At 31.2% G+C, this 25,059-nt stretch carries 25 protein-coding genes, 1 other RNA gene, 3 pseudogenes and 1 riboswitch; of the genes and pseudogenes, 10 read left to right on the top strand and 19 right to left on the bottom strand.

Annotated elements, in window-relative coordinates; genetic code table 11:
* The 6 genes and pseudogenes from B5E87_RS11320 to B5E87_RS11295 all read right to left on the bottom strand — a co-directional run.
* Positions 1-194, bottom strand: a pseudogene (locus tag B5E87_RS11320) (SIS domain-containing protein); the annotation flags it as partial.
* A 13-nt stretch (positions 195-207) separates the two neighbouring features.
* Entirely contained in the window at positions 208-1,041 is an 834-nt protein-coding gene (locus B5E87_RS11315) for a PTS system mannose/fructose/sorbose family transporter subunit IID (RefSeq protein WP_206399309.1), read from the bottom strand.
* Positions 1,022-1,792, bottom strand: coding sequence for a PTS mannose/fructose/sorbose/N-acetylgalactosamine transporter subunit IIC (locus B5E87_RS11310; protein ID WP_087245014.1), 771 nt, complete (start codon positions 1,790-1,792; stop codon positions 1,022-1,024). The genes B5E87_RS11315 and B5E87_RS11310 overlap by 20 nt, the downstream gene beginning before the upstream one ends.
* 18 nt (positions 1,793-1,810) lie before the next feature.
* Positions 1,811-2,281 (bottom strand): PTS sugar transporter subunit IIB, encoded by a 471-nt coding sequence (locus B5E87_RS11305; RefSeq protein WP_087245013.1) that lies wholly within the window; start codon positions 2,279-2,281, stop codon positions 1,811-1,813.
* A gap of 10 nt (positions 2,282-2,291) precedes the next feature.
* Positions 2,292-2,708 (bottom strand): PTS sugar transporter subunit IIA, encoded by a 417-nt coding sequence (locus tag B5E87_RS11300; RefSeq protein ID WP_087245012.1) that lies wholly within the window; start codon positions 2,706-2,708, stop codon positions 2,292-2,294.
* 122 nt (positions 2,709-2,830) lie between these two features.
* Positions 2,831-5,506 (bottom strand): sigma 54-interacting transcriptional regulator, encoded by a 2,676-nt coding sequence (locus B5E87_RS11295; protein ID WP_087245011.1) that lies wholly within the window; start codon positions 5,504-5,506, stop codon positions 2,831-2,833.
* A 132-nt stretch (positions 5,507-5,638) separates the two neighbouring features.
* On the opposite strand from B5E87_RS11295, the gene rpoN reads away from it, so the two are divergent.
* Positions 5,639-6,856 carry an RNA polymerase factor sigma-54 gene (gene rpoN / locus B5E87_RS11290; RefSeq protein ID WP_087245010.1) on the top strand — a complete coding sequence of 406 codons (1,218 nt, stop codon included), beginning with the start codon at positions 5,639-5,641 and terminating at the stop codon, positions 6,854-6,856.
* Positions 6,857-6,956: 100 nt separating this feature from the next.
* Here rpoN and B5E87_RS15460 read toward each other — a convergent pair.
* A pseudogene (locus tag B5E87_RS15460) lies at positions 6,957-7,082 on the bottom strand (IS200/IS605 family transposase); the annotation flags it as partial.
* A gap of 117 nt (positions 7,083-7,199) precedes the next feature.
* On the opposite strand from B5E87_RS15460, the gene B5E87_RS11280 reads away from it, so the two are divergent.
* From B5E87_RS11280 to B5E87_RS11270, 3 genes are read left to right on the top strand one after another with little or no spacing between them, the layout of a single operon-like run.
* Complete coding sequence (locus B5E87_RS11280) at positions 7,200-8,429, top strand: tyrosine-type recombinase/integrase (RefSeq protein ID WP_087245009.1); 1,230 nt, start codon at positions 7,200-7,202, stop codon at positions 8,427-8,429.
* Positions 8,429-9,379, top strand: a complete 951-nt coding sequence (locus tag B5E87_RS11275) for a tyrosine-type recombinase/integrase (protein WP_087245008.1) — start codon at positions 8,429-8,431, stop codon at positions 9,377-9,379. The genes B5E87_RS11280 and B5E87_RS11275 overlap by 1 nt, the downstream gene beginning before the upstream one ends.
* A complete protein-coding gene (locus B5E87_RS11270; RefSeq protein ID WP_087245007.1) occupies positions 9,366-10,391 on the top strand; it encodes a tyrosine-type recombinase/integrase in 1,026 nt (341 codons plus the stop codon). Before B5E87_RS11275 ends, B5E87_RS11270 begins: the two co-directional genes overlap by 14 nt.
* 83 nt (positions 10,392-10,474) lie before the next feature.
* On the opposite strand, the pseudogene tnpA reads toward B5E87_RS11270, so the two are convergent.
* Positions 10,475-10,822, bottom strand: a pseudogene (gene tnpA / locus B5E87_RS11265) (IS200/IS605 family transposase); the annotation flags it as partial.
* 172 nt (positions 10,823-10,994) lie between these two features.
* Positions 10,995-11,168 carry a hypothetical protein gene (locus B5E87_RS15085; RefSeq protein WP_158093959.1) on the bottom strand — a complete coding sequence of 58 codons (174 nt, stop codon included), beginning with the start codon at positions 11,166-11,168 and terminating at the stop codon, positions 10,995-10,997.
* 280 nt (positions 11,169-11,448) lie between these two features.
* On the opposite strand from B5E87_RS15085, the gene B5E87_RS11260 reads away from it, so the two are divergent.
* From B5E87_RS11260 to B5E87_RS11245, 4 genes are all read left to right on the top strand, one after another.
* Positions 11,449-11,691, top strand: a complete 243-nt coding sequence (locus B5E87_RS11260) for a hypothetical protein (RefSeq protein WP_143746575.1) — start codon at positions 11,449-11,451, stop codon at positions 11,689-11,691.
* 134 nt (positions 11,692-11,825) lie between these two features.
* The gene (locus B5E87_RS11255) at positions 11,826-12,977 is read left to right on the top strand and encodes a Rep family protein (RefSeq protein ID WP_158095608.1); all 1,152 of its coding nucleotides are present in this window, start codon (positions 11,826-11,828) and stop codon (positions 12,975-12,977) included.
* 124 nt (positions 12,978-13,101) lie between these two features.
* Positions 13,102-13,482, top strand: coding sequence for a DUF4258 domain-containing protein (locus B5E87_RS11250; protein ID WP_087245004.1), 381 nt, complete (start codon positions 13,102-13,104; stop codon positions 13,480-13,482).
* A gap of 213 nt (positions 13,483-13,695) precedes the next feature.
* Positions 13,696-14,580 (top strand): tyrosine-type recombinase/integrase, encoded by an 885-nt coding sequence (locus tag B5E87_RS11245; protein ID WP_143746577.1) that lies wholly within the window; start codon positions 13,696-13,698, stop codon positions 14,578-14,580.
* Here B5E87_RS11245 and B5E87_RS11240 read toward each other — a convergent pair.
* On the bottom strand, positions 14,562-15,239 hold the full coding sequence (locus B5E87_RS11240; RefSeq protein WP_158095607.1) for a helix-turn-helix domain-containing protein: 678 nt from the start codon (positions 15,237-15,239) through the stop codon (positions 14,562-14,564). The two genes, B5E87_RS11245 and B5E87_RS11240, sit on opposite strands and share 19 nt — an antisense overlap.
* 154 nt (positions 15,240-15,393) lie before the next feature.
* Between B5E87_RS11240 and B5E87_RS11235 the strand changes: the two genes are divergently transcribed.
* Complete coding sequence (locus tag B5E87_RS11235) at positions 15,394-15,693, top strand: hypothetical protein (protein ID WP_087245001.1); 300 nt, start codon at positions 15,394-15,396, stop codon at positions 15,691-15,693.
* Positions 15,694-15,713: 20 nt separating this feature from the next.
* Positions 15,714-16,820: a tyrosine-type recombinase/integrase gene (locus tag B5E87_RS11230; RefSeq protein WP_087245000.1), complete on the top strand. Its 1,107-nt coding sequence runs from the start codon at positions 15,714-15,716 to the stop codon at positions 16,818-16,820.
* A 104-nt stretch (positions 16,821-16,924) separates the two neighbouring features.
* Here the strand turns inward: B5E87_RS11230 and ssrA are convergent.
* The 9 genes from ssrA to B5E87_RS11185 form a co-directional block, all read right to left on the bottom strand.
* Positions 16,925-17,279: a transfer-messenger RNA gene (ssrA, locus tag B5E87_RS11225) on the bottom strand.
* 1 nt (position 17,280) lies between these two features.
* Positions 17,281-17,727 carry an SsrA-binding protein SmpB gene (smpB, locus tag B5E87_RS11220; RefSeq protein ID WP_087244999.1) on the bottom strand — a complete coding sequence of 149 codons (447 nt, stop codon included), beginning with the start codon at positions 17,725-17,727 and terminating at the stop codon, positions 17,281-17,283.
* 16 nt (positions 17,728-17,743) lie between these two features.
* Positions 17,744-19,948, bottom strand: coding sequence for a ribonuclease R (gene rnr / locus B5E87_RS11215; protein WP_087244998.1), 2,205 nt, complete (start codon positions 19,946-19,948; stop codon positions 17,744-17,746).
* A gap of 65 nt (positions 19,949-20,013) precedes the next feature.
* Positions 20,014-20,235, bottom strand: coding sequence for a preprotein translocase subunit SecG (gene secG / locus B5E87_RS11210; RefSeq protein ID WP_087244997.1), 222 nt, complete (start codon positions 20,233-20,235; stop codon positions 20,014-20,016).
* 57 nt (positions 20,236-20,292) lie between these two features.
* Positions 20,293-20,811 carry a hypothetical protein gene (locus B5E87_RS11205; protein WP_240924485.1) on the bottom strand — a complete coding sequence of 173 codons (519 nt, stop codon included), beginning with the start codon at positions 20,809-20,811 and terminating at the stop codon, positions 20,293-20,295.
* Positions 20,804-21,529, bottom strand: coding sequence for a DUF4430 domain-containing protein (locus B5E87_RS11200; RefSeq protein WP_143746904.1), 726 nt, complete (start codon positions 21,527-21,529; stop codon positions 20,804-20,806). The genes B5E87_RS11205 and B5E87_RS11200 overlap by 8 nt, the downstream gene beginning before the upstream one ends.
* Positions 21,522-22,661, bottom strand: a complete 1,140-nt coding sequence (locus tag B5E87_RS11195; RefSeq protein WP_087244996.1) for a prenyltransferase/squalene oxidase repeat-containing protein — start codon at positions 22,659-22,661, stop codon at positions 21,522-21,524. The genes B5E87_RS11200 and B5E87_RS11195 overlap by 8 nt, the downstream gene beginning before the upstream one ends.
* Positions 22,662-22,741: 80 nt before the next feature.
* Positions 22,742-22,920, bottom strand: a riboswitch (cobalamin riboswitch).
* 63 nt (positions 22,921-22,983) lie between these two features.
* Positions 22,984-23,340 carry a fluoride efflux transporter CrcB gene (gene crcB, locus B5E87_RS11190; protein ID WP_087244995.1) on the bottom strand — a complete coding sequence of 119 codons (357 nt, stop codon included), beginning with the start codon at positions 23,338-23,340 and terminating at the stop codon, positions 22,984-22,986.
* Entirely contained in the window at positions 23,333-25,027 is a 1,695-nt protein-coding gene (locus B5E87_RS11185; RefSeq protein ID WP_087244994.1) for an MraY family glycosyltransferase, read from the bottom strand. The genes crcB and B5E87_RS11185 overlap by 8 nt, the downstream gene beginning before the upstream one ends.
* Between the last annotated feature and the right edge of the window lie 32 nt (positions 25,028-25,059).

Raw genomic sequence — 25,059 nt, 5'->3', positions numbered from 1 at the left:
GGAAGATTACACCCTAATTGTTTAGCCGTATGCATGATTTGTCCAGCATACAATAATGTCCCTCCAATACCAAATAGGAAGATATTAGAATAACCATCTTCACAGATCTTATCTACAATCTTTTCCACTTCTGGAATTAAATTGACACCATTTTGATGTTCTGTTCTTACTCTATTTTCATCGAAATTTAACATTTTTGTCTCTCCTTTATCCTAAAATACCAAATTGTGCACAAACAATACCTAATATTGCTGTTCCAATAATAATCCACATAACATTCACATTTTTTCCAAGCAATTTATAATAGATACCAGTAACTGCTAATCCTAACATTCCAGGCATAATTCCATCTAAAATACTTTGAATTTGTGTTGCTGTATCTCCACTACCAATTGCTAAAGGTGTCGTTACAGAAACCAATTCATTTGTCATACCACCAATAACCATAACTCCTAAAATAGCAGCCGCTAACATAAATTTTTGCATTAATCCAGATTTTTGAATTTTTTCTAAATAAGTAGCTCCTAATTCATAACCTTTCATGGCACATACATATCTTAAAATAAACGCTGGAACATTGAAAATTAATAAGAATAGAATTGGTCCTAGAATATTCCCTTGTAATGCTAAAGATGTTCCTATTCCTACAGCTAAAACCCTTAATGTTCCTAACAATAAAGAATCACCAATACCACTTAAAGGTCCCATTAATGCTGCTTTAACTGCATTAATTGAAGATTCATCAAAATCATCTTGATTTGCATTCATTTCTTCCATAGCAAGTGTAATACTACCTACGAAAGTAGAAACATGAGGTGTAATATTAAAGAATTCTAAATGTCTTTGTAATGCTTTTTTTAATCCCTCAGGATTATTTTTATAGATTTTTCTTAATCCATCACTAATCATTGTACAGAATCCCATATGCATTTGACGTTCATAATGCCATGAAAATTCCATAGGTAATGATCTCCAAAACATTTTTCTTAAATCTTTTTTTGTAATAACAGTATTTTCATTATTAGAAGTCTTCGTCATCATTATATCCTCCTTCAACAGCTAATTGATCATTATTATTTCGAAAATCAACACGTAAGAACACTGCAATTAATCCCATGATTGCAATACCAACAACAGGTACTCCAAAGTATGCTGATAATACAAATCCTAAAAAGAAGAATGGTACAACTTCTTTATTCATAATCATTCTTGCTAACATAGCAAATCCAATACCTGGCAATAATCCACAAGCTATAGATAAACCATTAGTTATTACTGTTGGAATAGCATTAACAATTGCTTCCATCTGACTACTTCCTAACGCAAATCCAAAGAAAGTAATTAAGAATAAAACAGTGCAAGTAATGAATCCTGTTCCCATATGAATTATCGAAATAGCTCTTGCGTTTCCTTTTGCAGCATATTTATCTGCAAGCCTTCCCATAAATGGTCTAACAATTGAGAAAATAAAATTGTCAATAGCCTGCGCTAATAATGCGATAGGGAATGCCATTGTAAAAGCAATTTCAGTCCCTTTACCTGTTGTAATAGCAAATGCAGTTCCTAAAACGCCTCCTACAATAACATTTGGAGGTATATAAGCTCCAACTGATACTTGTCCTAAAAAGGCTAACTCTAATGTAGCGCCTACAACAATACCAGTTTGCAAATCACCCAAAATCAAACCAACCAATGGTCCTAAAACGATAGGTCTTTGTATCATATTTGTTCCTGTAGCTAAATCACATTTACCAATAAAAGCTACACAACCTAACAAAAATGCTTGTAACATAAAATAATACTCCTCTCTCTAAATAACATCTTTTGCTAAAATTTTCTTTTCTGTTGGAACCATTCTGATTTCAACTTCAAAATCTTTATTAATCAAATCTTTTACTAAGTTTATTTCTTGATCTGTTAAATTAACAGCTTTAGAAATATTCTTAGTCTCATTAGTTGCTTTTGTTCCTCCCAAGACAACACTATTAATCATATTTGTCTCTGTCATCAAACGATAAGCATCAGCAACATTTTCCACAATGATAAACAATTTATATTTATCAGTTGCACCACTATTAAGAGCTTTTATAGAATCATTAATATCTTTAATAACTAATTTAACTCCTTGTGGTTTTGCCATTTTAATAGCCATCTTCTTTAAATCATCTTGCATAATACCATCATTAGCAATTAAAATACAATCTGCTGCAAGTGCGCTTGTCCATGAAAAAGCCACTTGACCATGCAATAATCGATGATCTACTCTCAAACATTTAATCATAAAATTCCTCCTAAAAGTCTTCATCCTCAATATTCTTCGTTAATAATGATTTGTTCTGTAATACAATTCCTTCTTTAGCATTGTTAATAATTTGTTTTATATCAACATTTTGGGAGCTAATAGCTAATACAAGTTCAAGAACCATATTCATATTCATACCTGATAATACATCTACATTGTCATAGATACACGTCTGTACTATAGCATTGTAAACACTCCCACCTTTAATATCACAAGCTATGATATAATGATGTTCCTGATCTTTTATAATTCTTTGATTTAATTCTTCAGCATAATCGTTAGGATTTTCCCCAGGGTAAAGACTAAATGATTCAACATCATCGGCTAAACTTCCTACAATCATTTTTACTGAATTAACCAATCCTTTTGATAATTCACCATGTGAAGCTAATATTAACTTAATCAAATTTGTCAACTCCTTTCACTTTTATTCAAGCAAATATCGTGCCAAGTCTTCTAATTTTCTTTTTTATTATTAAATGTTTGATCACTTTTATATAAGCAAAAAGTGTGCCATAAAGACACACTCTAATTATTTTTTACATAGTCATAAATATAACCTATTTCTTCAATTGGTATTTCCACATTATAAAATTTTTCAACATCACTAAATGATTTTTTTACACATTCAATAAATAGCGGTTCTTCTTCAAGAAAATTTCTATTAGAATAGATTTCTATGCTTTTATGTGTTACTAATCTCTCTATCAAACAGCATATATGAACATATAACCCAAAGCATGTACGATTTTTAAGTTGGATATTTAATAAACTTTGCATTTTATCAATACCTTTTGAAACTTGTTCTAATAAGCTATTAGGATTAAGAATTGTCAAAATATTCATAATATTTGATAATGAAAAATTCTTAAGAATATTCTTCTTAAATTCTTTTAAGTCTTCTTCACTCATGTAGTTTTCAAAATAAATGGAAAGATCCTCATAATTTGTATTGATAATAAGATCCTCAATTGCTACAAAACGGATACCAGGAATATTAGGATTCAACGTTCCTACAACACAAATCACTTCATAATCGTCAAACATATGCCCTTCTAATCCATTTTGAACTAATGATGCATAATCATAAGTCATGAGTTTTATTGATAAATGTTTTGGTAGTGATTCTTGTATCGTTGTTTTAATTTTCTCAGCGACACCTATCCCCGTTGCACAAGAACATACAATCACTGGTTCTTTGATACGATGTGTTTCTATATGCACATGATAAGATTGCTTTTTTTCTATATCTTCAAATATCTCTTGCATACTTAATTGTTCTTTTATCCCTTCGCCAATTTGTAGAGCTAATTTGGTATGAACATTATTAATCATTGCTATATCGATATTTTTTATTTGAATCCCTTCATAAATTGCTTCGAGTGAGCCCATATCTACTAATAAATATAATTCATTAAATGCTCCAACATGATTCAAAAATTCATTTAATCTCTTTATAATAACATTAACATCAACATGAAGTGGCATATCAATAGAATCAAAGATGTATTGATTAAGCAATTTATTAACGCTTTCTGCTATTGAACTTGCAGTAGAAAAACCATGAGCAACAATAATTGCTAATCTTTGATTATTGACAACATTATCAAAGTATCTATCTAGAAAAATAGTGAGAACACATAATACCATATCATCTAAGGAATCATTCATATTGTATTTAAAGTATTTGTATAATTCTAAAGCAACCAAATATTGTCGATGATAATAATTATTTAAATATTCCTTTAATTCATATACTTTATTCTCATATTGTTTATCCCAAGTCAATATTTCATTAATATTTTTCTGATATTCTGATAAATAACTTGTTACAGAAACCAATTCATTATTTGAAAGATGAAATCCATATTTATTTGTAACCATTGAAAATATTTTATTAACTGTATCTAATAAATAATGATCATTTTTCTTCTTGCTAAAAACTATTTTTTCAAAATAAACATCCACAATCTTTCTTAATTGCATAGTATTATCATTTCTATGATTATCAAATGATTCAATTAATTGTTGATAAAATTGAATAATTTTAGATTGAGATGAGGCAGGAACTAATTTTGAAATTTGAATTATTTTATGTTTGTTTGTTAACATTATTGATGGAGAAATTTGTTGAATAATTCGTTTCGGCAAATGAGATGCATGAATTTCCAAATGCTGACCACTTTGCGTAAACAATGCACTCACACAACTTGCTTGAATGACATTAGATAGTTCTCCAACATTCCCTACAAAATGATAATTCAACAAAGCTTGATAAGCATTTGTTGATATGTATATTTCTTTTTGTATACGTTTTTCTTCTTGGCGATAGAGATGATAAATAAGACTTAGTCTTTCATTTGTTCCCCTTTCTTCTAAAGAAGGTACTTGTAAAACAATAGGAATTCGTCTTAATAATGTTTTTAATAAAACTTTTTCAGGAATTTCAGTTGTTGCAAAAATAATACGACAACTTGATTTTAACCATTTATCATTATCCCCAATCATATGATAAATACCTTGATCCATATACAAGAATAACTTTTCTTGACACTCTGATTTTAAACAATGGACTTCATCTAAAAACAAAAGGCCCCCATCTGCATAATGTAATAATCCCATATTATCTTTATCAGCACCGGTAAATGAACCTCGCTTATATCCAAATAAATTTGCACTCAATAATTCCGGATTATTTGCATATTCCGAACAATTCACTTGTACAAAGCGAGCATCATTTTTTATAAGATTATGATTAACACAATACTCATAGGCTAGTTTTGCAAGCATACTTTTTCCTGTACCAGTAGGTCCGTTCAATAATATTGGTAATCCTTGAGGTGGATATGACAATGTTGCTTTCATAGATTCAACTAAATCATTTAAACTTTCATTAAATCCAATAAGTTTTTCAAAATCCTGCAATTGGTCTCCTTCTACATATTTTAAAAATTCAGATATATTAGAAAACTCATCTTGTGTAAATATAATTTTATTATCTTTTTCAAGTATAGATTTTGATAAATATAATATTGGTTTTGAATTAATTTTTATGAATAATCCCTTTTTATAAAGTTGATTAAGACTCATATTCACAGTATTTCTTGCAATTTTTATATTTTCACTTATTAATAATCCATTGGCATCCTCATAACGTTTTTCGTGTGTTATTTGGTTAATAATGGTCATTATTTTATCTTCCATTATAGTCACCTCTTTTTCAATCTTAGATGGTTTTAAATATCGTGTCAAGAATATTTTTTTAAAGCATCTTTTATTCATTTTTTTCTTATTTTTGGCACAATTTTTGCTAATATATAGATAAGAGGTGGCATTATGAAACAAAAAATGACATTTAATCCTACGTTTAAACAAACATTTCAATTAAATTTAAAAATGCAAAAGTCTTTAGATTTCCTTAAACTAAGTGAAAACGATATTCATGCAATGGTTCGTTCTTTATTGCAAACCAATCCATTTATAGAAATAAACGAAAAAAAAGAAGACTCTTTTTATTATTTAGAAAACATTGCTCAAAAACATACTTTAAAAGAAGAATTATATTTTCAATTAACTATGTTAAAGCAAGAATATGATTATGATATTATTTCATATTTGATTGAATCCTTAGACAATAAAGGTTTTCTCAATTTATCAAAAGAACAATACATGTATGATTTAAATATAAATAATGATATCTTTGATAAACATCTGAATATTTTACAATCATTGGAGCCTATTGGTGTAGGCGCATTCGATTGTTTTGACAGCATTTGTCTTCAATTAAAACACAAAGGTTTAAATACTTCATATAAAATTATGAAAGAATCAAAGGATCTCATTCTCTCAAAAAACTATACAGCTATTTCAAAAAAGTATCATATAACAAAATATCAAGTCAATCAAATATATGAAGATATACGTTTATGCGAACCTTTTCCGTGTGAACAATATAATAATGAAAATGATTCTATTATCATTCCAGATATAGAAATCATTATTGAAAACAATGATATTATTATACAACCCTACAATGATTTTTCTTTTTATATTAATGAAGACCTTTATGAATTGGTTAAAGATAATCATCAAATGAAAGATTATTTTAGAGATGCCCATTTCTTTCTTGATAATCTTACAAAAAGAAATCATACAATACTTATGGTTGCCAATACTTTAGTCAATATTCAAAGAAGTCACTTTTTATACAATGATGAACTAGTTAGCTGTACATTGGATGAAGTGGCAGAACAATGTCATTATCATGTTTCTACCATATCTAGAACAATAAATTCAAAATATTATATGTTCCATAACGAAATCTATCCATTAAAAAATCTCTTGGTATCAAAAAGTGCTTCGGGAGATAGTAGCGATGCTATAAAAAAAGCAATGAAAGATCTTATTGACAATGAAGATAAAAAAAATCCATTATCTGATCAAGAAATAGTCGAAGCCCTCAAAGACATTGATTTATACTGTTCTAGACGTGTTATCAATAAATACCGTAAAAAAATGGGAATACCCGCTTCACCTCAAAGAAAAATAAAATAAATATCCACCGGCCTAGCCGGTGGTTTTTCATTTGCGGGCATAGCCCTGCCTTCAGAGCAGCGCTTGACAGCGCTAACGTGGTCTGCGTCTTGCAATCTCTCTATCGCTTCTTGCCAGTAAACGGATCTTCCAATTCAAGTTCCAATTGCTCTGCTAGCTTATCTTCCTTTAATTGATTTGCAATATATTCCTGTATTTTCTTAGTATTCTTCCCTACCGTATCTACTTATACCGATAAAATAATTATGCCGATTAAATTGAAATAATCATTGTATCATCATTAGTTTTTTATTGATTTATCGGCATAAAACTTTTGTAATTATCTTAAGGAGGATGATTACAAATGACAAAATTTAATACTTTTAAAGAGCTTGCAGATGATACCAAAGAAAAAATGAAATCTTATCATGATTATCCAATTAAGACATTGTCAAGATATGATGGAATAGTAAAAATTATTGGTCATCTAATGAAACAAAATAACTGTGTATATTCAACCAATATTATCGATCAATGGCTAAAAGAGTGTACCATCAAATTTTCCAAAAGTACAGTTGAAAGATATCGCAGAGTTGCCTGTCTTTTAAGCGATAATTATCATGGCAATCTTGATGGATGGAAAATTTATTCCAGTCAGCCTTGCTTGATTCCAAAATCTAATGAATATCTTAATGTGATAAATGATTATAAGATATTCTTGGAAAATGAAGAATATTCCACAAAAACTATTTTATGTAGATTGCATGATGCCAGATACTTTCTCGTGTATTTAGAAAACAATAATGTGTTCAATACAAAAGATATCAGTCATCAGATGATATCGAATTATATTCTATCTGAACATTTTGAAAATAGAAAGATAGCAGGCATATCTGCAGAAATTATTGGTCTTAGAAAATTTATTAGCTATTTAGAAGATAGAAATCTGACATCCTATAGTAATATTCATTTTGCATGCATTACAAAGAAAAATGATATTCGTCGCATAGTAACAACCTACAATGATGCACAGATGTCTGTGTTACTTGAATCATATCATGATTTCCCCAGCAACCTAAGAAACAAAGCAATCTATCTCCTGGCTCTAAGATGCGGATTGAGAATGTGCGATATCTTTAATCTCAAGTTTGAAAATATTGACATGAAAAATAAAACTATCCATATCATCCAGAAAAAAACAAATGTTGCATTATCATTGCCATTTGATAGTGAAGTTTCTAAGGCAATCATTGATTATCTATTGAATGAAAGAAGAAAATGTGACTGTCAATACGTGTTCATCATGTCAATTGGTCAGGTTAGAAAATTGACGCATAATACTTCAATAAGAACTTTTAGAAGATTCAGATCTCTAAAAAAAGAAGATCAGCCAAATCAGTTTGGAATTCACATATTAAGACGAACATTCGCTTCCAGCCTGTTGACTGCAGGAGCAGATGTATCATTGATATCAGCTGCACTTGGTCATATCAACAACGCTACTGTTGATAAATATCTGTCAACAGATAAACAGAAGATGAAAAGATGTGCATTATCAATTGATCTTTTTCCCTATGAAGGAGGTCTATTCTAATGAGTTATTTGAAGCAATATATTGAGCCAACCAAAAAAATGTTCAATCATTTAGGATACAGACTTGATTATCTTGATTCAAGACTAAAGGAGCTGGACAAATATTATGATAAACATTATCAAAACAGAAAAGAATTAACTAGAGAAATATCAGATGAATGGATATATTCGATAAAAACAAAATCAAGATACGTTATTTCTGAAAGAATAAGCACTATAAAATATTTAGGTATATATTTGAATTCTATTGGCATATCGGCATATATTCCTGATTACTCCATCAGATTAGGCCCCCATAAAGTGATATCACTGTTTGATGATGATCAGCTGGTACGATTTTTTAGAGGAGCAGATAATATCAAACCGCATATACGTTCTCCTAACAGAGAATATATCATTCCCATTATTTTTAGATTGATCTATACCTGCGGACTAAGAAATTCAGAAGCATGTCATATCAAGATGGAAGACATTGATTTAAAGAATGGAACAATTAGTATATATCATTCCAAAGGAAACAAGGATCGAACGGTCTATATGAGTGAAAGCATGAAAGAATTATGCATTCGCTTCAACGATGCATATTCAGGCATCATTTTGAATAGAGAATATTTCTTTCAGCCATCATATGATAAGACACGTTTGACTAAACATAATATTGATGATTTCTTTGACAAGGTGCTTGAGTTAACTTTATTGAATAGAGAATTTTCCATAAAACCAACAGTGCATGGACTACGTCATTTATTCGCAGTCAACAGTATGAGAAAATGTTTGGATGAAGGTGAAAGTTTTGAAAACTGGATCAAATACCTGAGCCAATATATGGGACATAAATCAGTCAACGAAACGATGTATTATCTGCATTTGGTTGAAATGCTTGTACCTGAATACAGAGAAAAGATGTCTGCAATCACTGAAGGGATTGGTGTTTCATATGAAGAAGACTGAACCGTTTTTTATACATATCAACAGTTTTATTGAACATATGAAAACAGAACTCAAAAGTGATAAGACCATTGAAACCTATATAAACGGTCTGAATTCTTTTAGAAAATACCTGACAGAAGTGCTAAATATGGATATTGAGAAGATAATATTCAACGATATTAATGACAACATCATAAGATCATATTTGAAATATGTCATGGATAATGGTAGTTCCCTGGCAACCAGAAACATAAAGCTAGTATCAATCAAAGAATATATAAGATATTGTGCACATCATGATATTACATTAGTACCTCTACAATTAAGTGTCAGTAAAATAAAAACAAAAAAGATTATACCGAAACAGCATAACTGGATAACAAAGGAACAAGTGGAACTACTTTTGGAGCAACCATCCAGAAACAGAACTGGAATACGTGATCGATTTATTATTCTTTTTCTGTTTTCAACTGGAACACGCCTGAATGAAATGCTTGAATGTAGAATCAGTGACATACATCTAAATAATAAAGATCCATATGTAATCGTAACTGGAAAAGGAAGTAAGAGACGTGTCATACCACTAACAAATGAGCTAACAGAAAACATGAAAATATATATTGAATTATTCCATCGAAACAGTTCACCTGAAGATTATCTTGTTTATACGATTCATGATAGTCGAAAGCATAAAATGTCTCAAGATAATGTTCAGCGAATAATAAAAAAATATAGTCATATGGCAAGAAAAATTGACATAGACATACCGAAACTTCATCCGCATATGTTGAGACATTCGTTTGGAGCAATACTGTATAGAAGTGGCATGTCCAGAGCAGAAATAGCAAAACTTATGGGGCATGAGCAGGAATCGACAACCGAAATATATGTAGAAACTGATGTGGAAATGATCAGAGAAATACTGAAAAGGATAAATGGAGAAAAAATAAAAGATGATTATGAAAATTTATCTGAAGAAGAAAAAGATAGACTCAATAAAATGTTTTATGCCGATAAATCAATAAAAAACTAATGATGATACAATGATTATTTCAATTTAATCGGCATAATTATTTTATCGGTATAAGTCAGCTTATGCCGATATCGGCATAAGCTGACATAATATCCTCGGCACCAGAATTCTCTGTTTCTATATTTGAATCGCGCATTTGCCCATTTTTCAAATATCATCTGACTACTCTTCCCTTTTAGGTATCCCATAAATCCAGATATGCTCATTTTAGGTGGTATTTCAACTAGCATATGTATATGATCTTTACATACCTCTGCTTCTATTATATTGACTCCCTTCCATTCGCATAACTGTCTTAATATTTTTCCTATTTCAATTCTTCTTGCATCATAAAACTCTTTTCTTCTATACTTTGGTGCAAGTACTATATGATATTTGCAGTTCCACTTTGTATGTGATAAACTATGTAAGTCATCTGTGTAATAACTCATGACTATTTCCTCCTTGTATAATATGATTTGTAGTTTCGCAGACCACAAATCAATTATATCACGGAGGATTTTTCGTTACCACGCCGCTAAAGCCTGTAGACACCCCCAGACTATCTGGGGTTTTATTGCAAGACAAAGAGCCAACTATAATGTAATAGTTGGCTTTTTCTATTTAAATAAGCCCATCAAATTCGTTTATAATTGCATCAAGCTTATTTCTTGTTACCTCTAATGCTGTAACCAGATTCTCACAATCTATATCAGCATATGCACTTTTCATTGCCACTGCAAGCAGTGATTTGCATTCGCATATCCCTTCGATAATATCTATCATTTTGTTCTTCATTAGGACCTCCTCATTTCGTTTCATTTTCATATCTATATTATATCATGTTATGAAATATGGAGAGAAAATGTAAAATGTTCAAAAAACCACAAATCACAAATCTGTGCTATAATAGATGTACAGAAAGGTTTCAGATAATTGCGATCCTTTTTGAATTTAAGTGAGCTTGATGCTCGGTGGTGAAATAATGACAAAGAATAAGGTATGTGGAACGAGAAAGAGGAACTTTCTCATCTTCTTCAGCACGTCTTATTCTTTTTTTTGTTCTATGAATAACGACATGGAAGAAAAGATAAAGAAGATTGGAATTGATAACATGTATTCCCTAAGACTTGCTGAAAATGAAGATGGAGGATGTATCGTCTTCATCCATACAAGAAATCCCATATGTGTCCATACGATTGAAGAACTCTTTGATGAGGGAATCATCATGGCACCACATGACTCCATTAGAGAGTTCATGGAATGCTGTCATCAGATGCTTGGTGATGAGCATGATAACAGAGTTCAGGTGTTGTTATAGGAAAAGGTGTAAAAGTGCCGTTGCCTGTTGCCAAAGCAGGCATACCCCTATAAGAAACGCCGAGAACGGGCTTGTCCTCTCGGCGGTTCTCCCTGTTGCCAGTTGCCAGACATATATTAATGGAGGTAACTTATATGAGAAAAAAGTACAGAAACTTTGAGATAATCTCAAAAAAAGAGTATATCAATATTGATGATATTATTAATAAAATAAATTCAAACAAGAGTATTAAATACTATCTCTATATTCTTCATGATAAAGATATATATACCATTGAAGATGAAAAGAAAAATTCTACTCATAAGGCAAACACAATTAAAGACCCTCATTATCATATCTATATTAAGCTTGATAATGCATATACATTTACAACTGTCGCTAATTGGTTGGATATAAAAGAAAACTTCATCAATAAGATAATAGGAAAATGGGGTGATGTTCTTTTATATGCTACACACAGGAATGCTTCATCCAAATATCAATATGATGATAGTGAAGTCGTAAGCAATTACGATTGGATAGCCGAACGTGATAAATATCAAGTCAAAAAGAATAATAAGGACATTAAGAATGAGCTTATTGAAAAAATAGACCAAGGTATAATCAGACGAAACAATTACACCCAATATATTGATGTAGATATGTATGTTAAATACAGAAAGGATTTTGAAAGCGCCTTTAAGTACTATGAGGATAAAATCAGGAATAAATCTATAAATAAAGAATGCATATACATCTATGGTACCAGTGGTAGTGGTAAAACAACCTATGCCAAGAAATTCTGTGAGGACAGAAACTTGTCTTACTATATTTCCAGTGCATCCAATGATATCATGAGTGACTACTGTGGAGAAGAAGTATTAATACTTGATGATGTGAGAGCAGACTGCTTTAACTCCTTAAGTGATTTTCTAAAGATGCTAGATAACAACACGTCCTCTACTGTCAAATCACGCTACCGTAATAAAATATTGGAATGTCAATATATTATCCTAACATCAGTCTTGGATATTGAAACTCTATTCGACAAGTTTCATGACAATTTTCACGAACCTATAAAACAGCTTAGAAGAAGATGTAAAACATATATTCATATGACTGATGATTTCATCACATATAATCTATATGATGAAGCACGTGGTGATTATATCAAAGCCACGACATTGCCAAATCCCATCAGCAAATTATATAAAAAGCAAAGATTAACCGAAGAAATGATTAATGAGAAGTTAGCTTTCTTTATCGGAGAGTCAAAAAATCCACAAGATAATAAGAACATGGTATAATATTATTGTAAGTTAGACGAACAGGAGAAAAGAAATTCGACCTGTTCGTTTTTCTTTTATATGACGAAATTTTCAAAAGATACTTAGCGTGTCTTTTAATTTATACGAAACGGAGGAAGTAATAATGTCATTACATCAAAAGAAACTTACAAAAGAAGTAAAAAATATAAAGAAGTATGCAAAATTCGGACTGATTCAAATATCGTTGCATGCTAAAGAAAGGATGAAAGAAAGAAACATTGATGAAAGACTTATTCAAATTGCTCTATCTTATAATTCCACCATAGTTCAGGATAGACCTGTCGGTAACTATAACACATCCCCCTTCTATGACCGCTTTGTCATACAATGCAAATATAATAAAATCCCATACCACGTTGTTATAGAAAAGCAGACAAGAGACAATCATTTTCATCTTTATAAAATGATTACTTGTTACAGACCCGATGAGGGAGTATTCAGAAAAGATGGAACTCTAAGAAAAAGAAGCAATAGAAAAGCTTAAACGCTCGTACGATTTTAGCTCCAGCATCTTGATAGTAAGATGCTGTTGAGCTTAATTGCTCCTGCACCATGCAGTTGAGCTACTTACTGAACAATCTACAATTTAAAAAGTCGCCATTAACGGCGAAAGAATAGAGCCGATAATGGCGAAAAACACTGGTGCATAATATGAGGTGATAATTTGGGCAGAAGTCATCATAATCTATACAATCAGATGAAACAGAGTGTTTTAAATAGTTTTACCCCAGGAATTTCTAAAAGAAATGAGAAAATCGAGGATCACTACATCGAGAAATGCAGAGTATATTCATATAAAGATAAGGAAAACTTGCTTGATGTAGCAAGGGATTTTTCAAAATGGGTTAAAGAGAACTGTAATGAGATTAAAAAAATGAATCATATAACACCTGAACTTGTCAACAGATATCTTGAATCAAAAAGAACTTCATGTACATCCCATACTATCAAACAATATGCTTCAAGAATTGATAAGATTGGAAAGCTAGGTGAGTCAATGTTCAACTGCAAAATGAACATGAAAGCTTCACATATACCAAGTGGTAAAGAGGCTATGAGAACCATTGCCATGAAAGAAAGTGATTATCAAAAGATAGTCGACATCAGATCTAATGCCAAAGGTTTTATTGCTGTTAAATTAAGTCATGCTTTTGGACTTAGAGTAAGTGAAACAGTTAAAGTCAGACCTTGCGATATAAAAAATGACAAATTGGTTATATACAAATCAAAAGGCGGAAAGACAAGAATATTACCAATAGAATCAAAAGAACAGCGGGATATCATAAACAAACTTAAAGAGATTGCCGATAAAGAAAGATGCAAAAAAGACAGCCCCATACTCAACATTAAGCAAGGGTCTGTCAATAAATGGTTAAATTCCAGATGTAAGCAACTAGGAATCTCAAGATATAACGATCATAAAAGCAGTATCCATAGCATCCGCAAAAATTGGGCTATTAGAGAATATAACAAAGAGCTCATGCATCATAATCAAAAAACAGCATGGGCTAATGTCAGTGAAAAATTAGGCCACGGACGAGATAGAGAAGACCTTAGAGAAGTCTATCTTCCTAAACAATAATCTCTCTTTACTTTAAGAGGGTCATCAATATATATCGCAACTCGATTTTTACATAGCGATACAGGTACACTTATGGATTTACCATGTTTATTAGTAAAATAATAGACGTTACCCACTTTACTTTCATATTCACAATTTCTATTTAGATTTCCATAATCATCAATAACATAATAATCTGGTTCCTCAATATAGCTTAAAGATTCATCAATAGCCATGATTCTTTCTATAATGGCAGCATCATGAAGACCATCTTCTAAAAGATAAACATTATTATTTGGAATATCTCTCTTTAGGACAATTAGTGTAGGTGCGACAATTGGTGCTAACTTTTTTCTTGGTGATACACAAAACATTCCATGCTCAACATGACATTTCTGTACTGGAGCAACGTAATAATCTGTACTTCCTTTTATAAAATAGGTCATGTCAATCCCAAACTCTCTTGCTATCACCTCTATTTGAGGAAGGGTAATTTCCTTCTCCCCACTTTTCCATTTTGATACCAAAGTAGGAGATATCCCTAATCTTTCTGCAAATTGCTTTTGATTCATTTGATATCTTCTCATTATTTGTTCTACTCTTTTATAAGCGTCATTATTAGCTTTATCTATTTGCAATTTTACTTTTTCAGTTAAATAGTAACAATCATACTCTCTCATTTTAGCTCTCTCCTTTAATATTAATTCTATCATTTATAATTTGAATTGACAATTCGTCAACTTTACAAAATGGTGGAGTCGATTATGTTATAATAGCATAGACATAGGCAGGAAAGGAGCTAAAAAATAACATGCCTATAAGGAGGTCAAACAAATGAATATTAATAAAAAGAAAGGATGTATGAATTGGAAAGAAAAATATATATTATCTCTTAAGGAAGAATTCAGTATTAAAGAAATAATGCTTCTTAGAGAATGTGGTGCGCCAAAAGCTAGACAACTACGTGAAGAAGCATTGAATTATTGTATTTCTCATCATATCAGCTTTAATGCAAATCAAAAAATACCTGCAGAAGCCTTGTTTGCAATTACAGGTAAAAATATTGATTTTTATAAACAAAAAATGGTAGCTGAATCTTTAGTTGAACAATTACCATTGCAACAATATGCATAAACTGATTTGGAGGAAATAAAATGGGCGTATATAAAGATAAGTTACGTGGTACATACTACGTTAAATATAAAAATACAACAAAAAGAGGTTTCAAAACAAAAAAGGAAGCTAAATTATTTGAAAATAAAGTTCTTAGACATAAAAGATTCAATGACGAATATTTCTGTGCTGTAGCACGAGGATATCTAAAACATCTTGAGCAGACATCAAAATATAGTACATATATGAAATGTCAGCAAGTAATGGAAGATTTTATCATCAAGAATTTCCCAGACAAGAAAATCAGCAACATAACTCCCCAGGATTGTTTTGAATTTAGAATAAAGTTGAGTAATTCTTCATATTCTACAACGACGAAAAACTATATCCTACAAAAATTCAAAAAAGTATTTAAACATGCTATGACATATAACGATTTATTTTCAGACCCTTCTGTCTCGCTTACCTCCTTCCAAAAAACATTAGAAGAAGATAAAAATGAAACAGTTAAAAAGAATACAATATGGGATGAAAATGATTTTAATCAGTTCATCAAATATGTAGATGATAATGTCTATAAAGTCTTTTTTATAACATTATTCTATACTGGTGCAAGATTAGGGGAAATCAGAGCCTTGACATGGAATGACTTTTCGAGAGGTAAAATCAACATTATCAAAAGTGTAACTTCGAAGACAGACCATGTTACTGATAATAGGAAAGAAGAAATTGTACCTACAAAGACAAGTTCTAGTAAACGAAGAATATCTGTTGGCAGTTCCCTTAATGAAATGTTAAAAGACTTAAAAAAACAGGAGCAACAGAAAGAAGGATACAATAATGATTGGTTTATTTTTGGTGGCCCAAGAACTTTACCTACCACATCAATAGATAGGAAAAGACAAAAAGCCATCAAATTATCAGGTGTCCCTTTTATTACTAATCATGGTTTTAGACATTCAAGCATATCATTATGGATTAATAAAGGCGTAACCATTACAGAAGTCAGCAAAAGAGTTGGTCATAAAAATCCAGGAGTCACATTAGGAATTTATACTCATGCCAATATCAATGAAGATGATAAACTGCTAGATATTTTAAATAATTTACAATCCGAAACAATAAAATCAAGTCAAGATGAGGCTTGATTTTTGTTTTATTTAAATAAAAAATCTCAAAAACCTTCTCATAATTTTCTCATAAAAGAAAAGGAAACAAAAAAACACTGATACAATCAGTGTTAATGACTATTTGGTGGAGGCGGCGGGAATCGAACCCGCGTCCAAAAGCCGTCCCATATGAAACTTCTACAGCTTATCTTGTCGAATGAATTTAACTAAGCTACGATCCACAAGCAGTCTTTCACTTAGCGATTCTGTACATTTTCGTGGTATAAATCCAGAATCTTTATACCCTTAACCTATTAGATATGTTACCAGTTCTATAGCCATAGGTATGCTATAGGCTGATATTCGCTAAAGTCTAACGTCGACTAGCAAGCGAAAGATAATTGTTGTCTGTTTCCAGATATTTTTTGTTTGCAATTAACGTATGCCCACGGCTGCCATTCCATTCAAACTGACCCCTGTCGAATCCAAGACGCCCCCATTAGTAAGCATTTTTTAATGCTCTTTCCATATCTCTTTTTGCATCTTTAGCTTTCAGATCCTGACGTTTGTCATATAATTTCTTACCTCTTGCTAAAGCAATCTCTACTTTTAACTTAGACGTATTAAAATATAATTTTGTAGGAACTACTGTTAAACCATTTTCTTTCACTTCTCTTTGTAGCTTTTTAATTTGCTTTTTATGAAGCAATAGCTTTCTATTACGAAGTGGTTCATGATTAAAAATATTTCCTTGTTCATAAGGAGCGATATGCATGTTTTCAATAAAAGCTTCATCGTTCTTAAAACGAATAAAAGCATCTTTTAAATTGACATGTCCAAGACGTACTGATTTAATTTCTGTCCCTTTTAACTCAATTCCAGCTTCATAAGTATCTAAAATAAAGTAATCATGAAATGCTTTTTTATTCTGAGTGACAACTTTCATGCATATCACATCCTTTCTATCTATGTTTTCTTGTCTTTCTATGTGACCTATTTATTTTACCCTTTTTTGTACGTTTTGTCTTTACTTTTCTATCATTTATTTTCACAATTTTTGATTTCTTTTTTCTTGATTCCATTCCCACAACTTCAAAATCAATTGTTCTTTCTTTTTTATCACAAGCAACAACTCTAACTTTCACTTTATCAGATAATTTAAAGATTCTTCCTGTTTTTTCACCAACGAGAACCATTCGTTTTTCATCATAGTGATAATAATCATCTGTTAAATCTGTGATATGTACCAAACCATCAATAGTATTTGGCAGTTCAACAAAGAAACCAAAAGAAGTAATAGAAGAAATCATACCTTCAAATTCTTCCCCAATATGTTCAGACATATACTCAGCCATCTTCATATCTGTAACTTCTCTTTCAATATCAACAGCTTCTTTTTCACGATATGAAGATTGTTCTGCTAATTCTGGAATCACTTCTTCAAAATGAGCAGTCTGTTTATAATCCTGTTTAAATAAGAATGTTCTAATTAAACGATGTCCCAATAAATCAGGGTAACGACGTATTGGTGAAGTAAAGTGTGTATAATATTCATCTGCTAAACCAAAATGCCCTAAACATTGAGCATCATATCTTGCTTTTTGCATACATCTTAACAATAATGTTGACACAATCACATGTTCATCAGTTCCTTTAGATGCATGAATAATCGCATTTAATTCATTTGGATAAACATGTTCTAAAGATCCTTTAATCGTATATCCTAATGGTTTTACAATATTCACAAATTGTTGTAATTTCTTAACCTTTGGCTGTTCATGAACACGATAAATAAATGGTAAATCCAACCATTTAAAATGCTGCGCTACTGTTTCATTGGCTTTCAACATAAACTCTTCAATGATTTTATCAGAAGCGCCACGTTTTCTTAAAACAACATCAGTTGGTTTTCCTTTTTGATCAACAAGCACCTTAGCCTCATCAACATCAAAATCAATAGCGCCACGTTCATCTCTGACTTTTCTTAATAATGTCGCTAATTCCTGCATTAAAAAGAATAATGGCACAGCTGGCGCATATTCCTGCTGTAATTTTTGATCACCATCTAAAATCTTATTCACATTATTATATGTCATACGATAAGAAGAATGAATCACCGTTGGTAAAATATCATGATTAACAACTTCACCATGTTTATCAATTTCCATAATACAACTGATTGTATAACGATCTGTATTTGGATTTAATGAACATATTCCATTTGATAATTTATGTGGTAACATTGGAATCACACGGTCAACCAAATAAATAGATGTTCCTCTTTTAATCGCTTCCTTATCTAAAGGTGAACCTTCTGTCACATAATAAGAGACATCTGCAATATGAACTCCCAGCTGATAATGTCCATTATCTAATTTCTTTAAAGAAATGGCATCATCTAAGTCCTTGGCATCATCACCATCAATTGTCACAATCAGCTCATTTCTTAAATCCACACGATTTTCAATATCACTTGGATCAATTTCATCTGAGATACCTTCAATTTGTTCATAGACTTCCTTAGGAAACTCAATATCTACATCATGCGCATGGACAATAGATAATATATCTATTCCAGGATCATTACGATGTCCAATAATTTTAATAATATCGCCTTTAATTTGTGGTTTAAAAGTCTTAATTTCTACCACAACCTTATGTCCTGGCATAGCACCATGCATATGTGCTGCATCAACAATAATAGGCTTATCAAATTTCTGATCATCTGTTTTGACAATATAGTCTTTTCTTCCACGCTTCACTTCCCCAACATAACGAAGTTTTCCACGCTTTAAAACACGCACAACACGTCCTTCTTCACGTTGTCCATGAGATTTAATCTTTTCGATTAAAACAGTATCATTATGAAGTGCATCCTTCATATTGGAATCATGTATATAAAATTCTCTATCTTCATCAACTTTTACAAAACCAAATCCACGTTTATTTAATTCTAAGACACCTTTATAATATTGAAGCTGATTAATCAAATAATAATCATTAATTCGACTTCTTATAATAAGCCCTTCATCTTCCATTTCATTAATGAGTTTAATAAACGCAACATAATCCTGTGTTTCTGTCATATGAAAGTGTTCTGCTAATTCTTGAATTTTTCTTCTTGTATAAGTTTGATCAGATAATAACTCTAATATTTCTTCTTTCAATTTTCTCACCTCACTTTTAGTTTATCCAATTAATAAAAAGAGGACACATCAAAGTGCCCTAATGATTAACCCATTCTAATTAAGATTGCAAGAACAAAAAATGCAATTGCAAGTCCAACAGTAATACGTGTTAAAACCAAATCTGCTCCTCTTTCTTTTTGATGAGCAAATAGGTTAGAACTTTGACCAGTCAAAGCATTCACCACACCATCAGATTTTCCACTTTGTAATAGGCATACAACAATAAGAGCAATTGAAACGATAATCAATAAAATATTTAAAATCATTGTCGTACCTCCTTTTCTTTTTTATACATTCGCATAGACATCATAGCATATCATCATTTAAATTACAATACTTTTATTTTTAACAAAGATTTTCATCAACAATGGTGCCCCAATTAAATAGAAAAAGAAGTTTCCAACTGCATGAAAAGTATCAAATAATAATCCCGATATATAATAAACAATAAATAGTGATGGTCCACCCACAACAAATTTATCTAATGATACAATAAAACCAAAAACATATCCCATCAAAAAAGCAAATATAGCCATAACTAAAATATGTGGTTGTTTATGTATTTTCTTAAAAAAATCCATTAAACATTGCGTCAATAAACAAATCACAATCCATGCTAAAATCTGAAAAATTGTCCAAATTCCCATACCTAAATAGATATTAGAAACAAGTGTTGTCACAATCGTTAATTTAATACCAAATGCCAAACCAAAAATCATCACTGAAATAATGATAATGGATGTTACGGGCTTAATATTAGGTAAGGCCTGTAAAGCTATACGTGATGCTATATTGACAGCCGCTAATATTCCAATCAAACTGATTTCTTTAACTTTATCCATTTGTTGAATAGACCCATTCAACCTGATCACCATCTTTTAAAGTGCAAGCACCTGCACTCGTTTGAGGATATGTTCCATTAACCTTATATTTCCATCCTGACATGCCACCATAATCAAATTCCATAAGTCCGTTGATCCCTTTCACATAAATGGCTTGTCCAATTCCTGATGTACTCACAGGCATCTCATAATTATCTGCTAATATTTTTAAAGCATCATAAGCACTTATACCTTCTTCATATTCTATATAATCTTGTGCCATAACACCATCAACACCAGTGATTGTCACATAAACAGATGCAATTTCTTCTTCAATATAAACTTCTTCCTCTTTTTCAGGTACATCCTGTACTTGTGTTTGGTGAGATGTAGATGTTTCCTGATTGGAAGTTGTTGTTTGTTTCTGTTGTGTTGATTGAGATTCAGGCTTTTGTTTTGATAACTGTTTTTTTTCTTGCTGAGAAACTTGATTCACTTGTACTTCTTTTTTTTCTTGTTGAGAAGTTTGATTCTCTTGTTCCTCTTTTTTCTCTTGGGAAACTTCCTCTTTTTGTTTCGAATCTGTCATTTCTTGTTGAACTTGATTTTCTGTATTGTCAGTCACTTGTTTTGCTGACTGACTTGGTGAAGCAAAGTAGGCATGATAAATGCCTACTCCACCTATTAATAAAAAACATACAACAACAAAAATGAGCGTATATTTCTTTGTTTTATTCAAGATACTGTCTTCCTTTCAATAGAAGTATACCACTTCCAATAAATAATAAACTATATCCTATCAACCATGATGAATCATCTGTTTGAACCACATCAGCTTTTTGTGATGATGGTTCTTCTTTTGTCTGATTTCCATTTTGCATTTCTGTCGAAGATGTTTCTTTATCTTCTTTAACTGAATCTTCTTCAACAGGTATTTCTGGTTCTTTTTCTATTTCGGTAACTTCACCTAAAGCTAAGTATGCTTGATGGGCCTTTTGATAAACTGAACCATTATAATAGTATCCTATTGTTTGTACACCTTGTACAGTTGCAAGCAAATTATATTGCCCTTCTCCTGTAAATGATGACCAAAAACTTCCATCAGAGTTTTGGAAAGATAATAAGACATCATATGGATTATGTTCATTTTGATTATATGTTCCGGCTTTCACACCAGCACTATCATATGTTAATAATCCCGCCAGTACACATGCCTGCGTATTCGCATCTGCACCATATCCATACATATCAAATCCAGCATCCTCTTTTTGATATGATAAAATATATGTCATAGCCTGTTGAATAGTTGGCTGATATTTCTCTTGATTAACTAAACTCAAAGCTTCTATTGCCCATCCTGTGACAGCAAGATCTTCATAACCTCCAGCATATGTAAATGCTCCATTATCTTGAATCATAGAAGCTAGATAATCTGCAGCTAATTCTTGTTTATCTGAGCCTACAATATATAAAGCATCTACACAAAAAATCTGATTATTTGAACCAAAACCATTCTCATTTTCAAAATGAACAGCTCCATCACTTTGAATTGCTGATTCTAATAATTCAACATAGTTGACCCCATTATAATTTCTAGGATCATTTCCATGTAAAGTTAAAACTATAATTGTTTTCGCAACATTTGATGCTGTATCTGTTGCAAGAAGTTCTTCAGGTATGACCTTCTGATCCGTTTCTACTCCAACTGATTCACTCGCAATGATTTCATCAACTGATTGAAACGCACTTAAATTTTGAAAATAATTTTTTGCTAATGTATAGCTTTCATCATAAGTAAGTGCAGCTATTGGAAAAATATTTCCCATCACCAACATTAGCATAATCAATAAACATGTAAAAATTTTCTTCATTTTGTCCTCCTCTTTTTCTAGACAAAAACAGGACATCTCTGCCCTAGAATTGAAACTAGAACGACTTTATACTCCGTAAAGTGTATTCCAAGATGTTGGCATGTATTCCGGCTCAAGTTCTTTGTCTTTGCACCTTCCCAGTTGCCCAGTGGTTATATTACATTGACTCCCTTTCACGGCTGCGGGACAGCTCAGGATTCACACCTGCTTCCATTTTCATGAAATATCTCTATTTCCAACCAACAAATTCATAAACTTTTACGCCATCATTATATACTATTACGAAAAGATAATAAAGAAAAAGAAGCATCATGATATGCTTCTATTGAACAATTATTCTTCCTAAATAAACACCAATAATACATCCTATCACACTTATCATAGCATATACTACAGCAAGTGCATAAAATCCATCTTCTAAAAGCGTCAAAGTTTCTAGAGAAAACGTAGAAAAAGTCGTAAATCCTCCACAAACTCCAGTTTTTAAAAATAAATTTATAGATGGTGAAATACGTTCTTTGGTAAACAAGCCTACAACCATTCCAATAATGAAGGCTCCTAGAATATTTGTTATAAGTGTGAGTATAGGAAAATGATTTTTTAATGGTATAAGACTTATGCCATATCTGAATATAGCTCCAAGTGCTCCGCCAAGTCCTACCCATAAAAATTTATCCATTATCATTCTCCATCGCAACAACACTAAACTTCTGATCTTTTTCAATTAAAGTCACCGTTGTTGTATATTGTAATGTATCTAAAATAGGATTTATTTCTTTAAAAGTCATTTGAACTTTGACATCGTAATAACTATAATCTTCCAATCCTGACAAAGCTTTATAAGAAACCACATTAGATAAAATATCATAACGGATAACTTCAGGTGGATTTATATCTGTCTGTATTTCTTTATAATATTCATTTCGAGCATAAGCTGTAAAATCATCTTTTTTCTCAGCATAGAAATAATCAATACCACCTATTTCTCCATTCTCTTTATTCGATAAAGTATAGTAATCACTCACAAAATAAGCAGCTACTAATTGCCTTTCTGCTGTTTTATCACCACGATTAATAGCTGTGACTAATTGATTATATATATCACTCATTAAACTTGTTTCATTTTGCGACTCTATATACTTAGTAGTCACTGGTGTCTGAGGTTCTACTTTTTCCTCATTATTCAAAACAAAAACCATTGAGAATACAATACCTATAACAAGAACCAAAATAACAGCATATTTTTTCTTGGCTTTTTGAATAATTCTTTGATATGGTTTTGTATCTTTGATGGAAGGCAAATATTCACTTTTAATAAAAATATTTAAAATCGTTAAAAGTGGTTTATATTTACGATCAATCATATTTGTTGCTTCTACAAACAGTTCAAATAAAACCATCAAAGCAATAAATAAAATAGTTGCTGCAACCTTATCAAATAAATAAAGATAAGAACATAAAGAGAATAATACTGTAACAGCGTATAAGATTAAAACACTCTTGGTTTGTCCAAGTTCTAAAGAAAACATCAATTTATGATGAAGATGATTACGATCAGCTTCACTAAAACTTTTATGATGAACTTTACGACGAATAATCGCAATAAACGTATCCATAATTGGAACCATCAAAACAACAATCGGTGCCCCTAATGTAAAAAAAGAGGAGCTTTTATAACCAAATCCAAGTAATGAAATGACTGCAATCATAAAACCAATAAACAATGCCCCACAATCACCCAAAAAGATAGATGCAGGATGAAAGTTATACACTAAAAAGCCACCTATTGCGCCAGCTAAAAGCAATGATAAAGAAGAAATATCTGTACGTCCATAAGTTAATGAAGTCAATGAAATAGTCACCAGAACAATAATAGATATACCTGCACACAATCCATCTAATCCATCAATTAAATTAATAGCATTACTAATACCTACGATCCATAAAATAGTAATAATAATAGCTAGTATATAAGACACTGATTCAGGTAAGAATGGAAGCGTGAATCCCTTTAAAACAATATCACCATAAATAATAACGACTAACGCGGCAATGACTTGACCAAGCATTTTTAATTTCGGAGATAAATCATGAATATCATCATAAAATCCTGTTAAGAAAATGATAAAGCCACCTATTAAAATAGCATTAATCTGTGTGTCTGTTTTTAAGAAGATCATCGTTCCAATTAAAAAACTCATATAAATCGCATAACCCCCAGTTCTTGCGATAATGCCTTTATGTATTGTTCGTTTATTTGTATGGGCAATAATACCAAGTTTTTTTGAAACCTTTCCTACTATTGGAACAAGAATTAAGCTTAATACGAATGTCACAACAAACGATAAACATATTTCTAAACTCATGATTCTTAGCTCCTTTCTTCAATTCTATATCT

The sequence above is a fragment of the Massilimicrobiota sp. An142 genome, from assembly GCF_002160725.1.
GTDB classification, from domain to species: domain Bacteria; phylum Bacillota_I; class Bacilli_A; order Erysipelotrichales; family Coprobacillaceae; genus Allocoprobacillus; species Allocoprobacillus merdigallinarum.
The sequence above is the reverse complement of the archived record's forward strand: the minus strand, read 5'-3'. Positions and strand labels throughout refer to the sequence as shown.

Bases quoted from the DNA above. Each gene is read 5' to 3' on its own strand.
- B5E87_RS11305 (WP_087245013.1), bottom strand. From the start codon at position 2,281: ATGATTAAATGTTTGAGAGTAGATCATCGATTATTGCATGGTCAAGTG.
- B5E87_RS11240 (WP_158095607.1), bottom strand. From the start codon at position 15,239: ATGAGAGAGTATGATTGTTACTATTTAACTGAAAAAGTAAAATTGCAA.
- B5E87_RS11205 (WP_240924485.1), bottom strand. From the start codon at position 20,811: ATGGATAAAGTTAAAGAAATCAGTTTGATTGGAATATTAGCGGCTGTC.
- crcB (WP_087244995.1), bottom strand. From the start codon at position 23,340: ATGGATAAATTTTTATGGGTAGGACTTGGCGGAGCACTTGGAGCTATA.
- secG (WP_087244997.1), bottom strand. From the start codon at position 20,235: ATGATTTTAAATATTTTATTGATTATCGTTTCAATTGCTCTTATTGTT.
- B5E87_RS11310 (WP_087245014.1), bottom strand. From the start codon at position 1,792: ATGTTACAAGCATTTTTGTTAGGTTGTGTAGCTTTTATTGGTAAATGT.
- B5E87_RS11195 (WP_087244996.1), bottom strand. From the start codon at position 22,661: ATGAAGAAAATTTTTACATGTTTATTGATTATGCTAATGTTGGTGATG.
- B5E87_RS11260 (WP_143746575.1), top strand. From the start codon at position 11,449: ATGGAAGAAAAGATAAAGAAGATTGGAATTGATAACATGTATTCCCTA.
- B5E87_RS15085 (WP_158093959.1), bottom strand. From the start codon at position 11,168: ATGAAGAACAAAATGATAGATATTATCGAAGGGATATGCGAATGCAAA.
- B5E87_RS11270 (WP_087245007.1), top strand. From the start codon at position 9,366: ATGAAGAAGACTGAACCGTTTTTTATACATATCAACAGTTTTATTGAA.
- B5E87_RS11230 (WP_087245000.1), top strand. From the start codon at position 15,714: ATGGGCGTATATAAAGATAAGTTACGTGGTACATACTACGTTAAATAT.
- rpoN (WP_087245010.1), top strand. From the start codon at position 5,639: ATGAAACAAAAAATGACATTTAATCCTACGTTTAAACAAACATTTCAA.
- B5E87_RS11315 (WP_206399309.1), bottom strand. From the start codon at position 1,041: ATGATGACGAAGACTTCTAATAATGAAAATACTGTTATTACAAAAAAA.
- B5E87_RS11255 (WP_158095608.1), top strand. From the start codon at position 11,826: ATGAGAAAAAAGTACAGAAACTTTGAGATAATCTCAAAAAAAGAGTAT.
- B5E87_RS11185 (WP_087244994.1), bottom strand. From the start codon at position 25,027: ATGAGTTTAGAAATATGTTTATCGTTTGTTGTGACATTCGTATTAAGC.
- B5E87_RS11250 (WP_087245004.1), top strand. From the start codon at position 13,102: ATGTCATTACATCAAAAGAAACTTACAAAAGAAGTAAAAAATATAAAG.
- B5E87_RS11245 (WP_143746577.1), top strand. From the start codon at position 13,696: ATGAAACAGAGTGTTTTAAATAGTTTTACCCCAGGAATTTCTAAAAGA.
- B5E87_RS11280 (WP_087245009.1), top strand. From the start codon at position 7,200: ATGACAAAATTTAATACTTTTAAAGAGCTTGCAGATGATACCAAAGAA.
- B5E87_RS11235 (WP_087245001.1), top strand. From the start codon at position 15,394: ATGAATATTAATAAAAAGAAAGGATGTATGAATTGGAAAGAAAAATAT.
- B5E87_RS11295 (WP_087245011.1), bottom strand. From the start codon at position 5,506: ATGGAAGATAAAATAATGACCATTATTAACCAAATAACACACGAAAAA.
- B5E87_RS11275 (WP_087245008.1), top strand. From the start codon at position 8,429: ATGAGTTATTTGAAGCAATATATTGAGCCAACCAAAAAAATGTTCAAT.
- smpB (WP_087244999.1), bottom strand. From the start codon at position 17,727: ATGAAAGTTGTCACTCAGAATAAAAAAGCATTTCATGATTACTTTATT.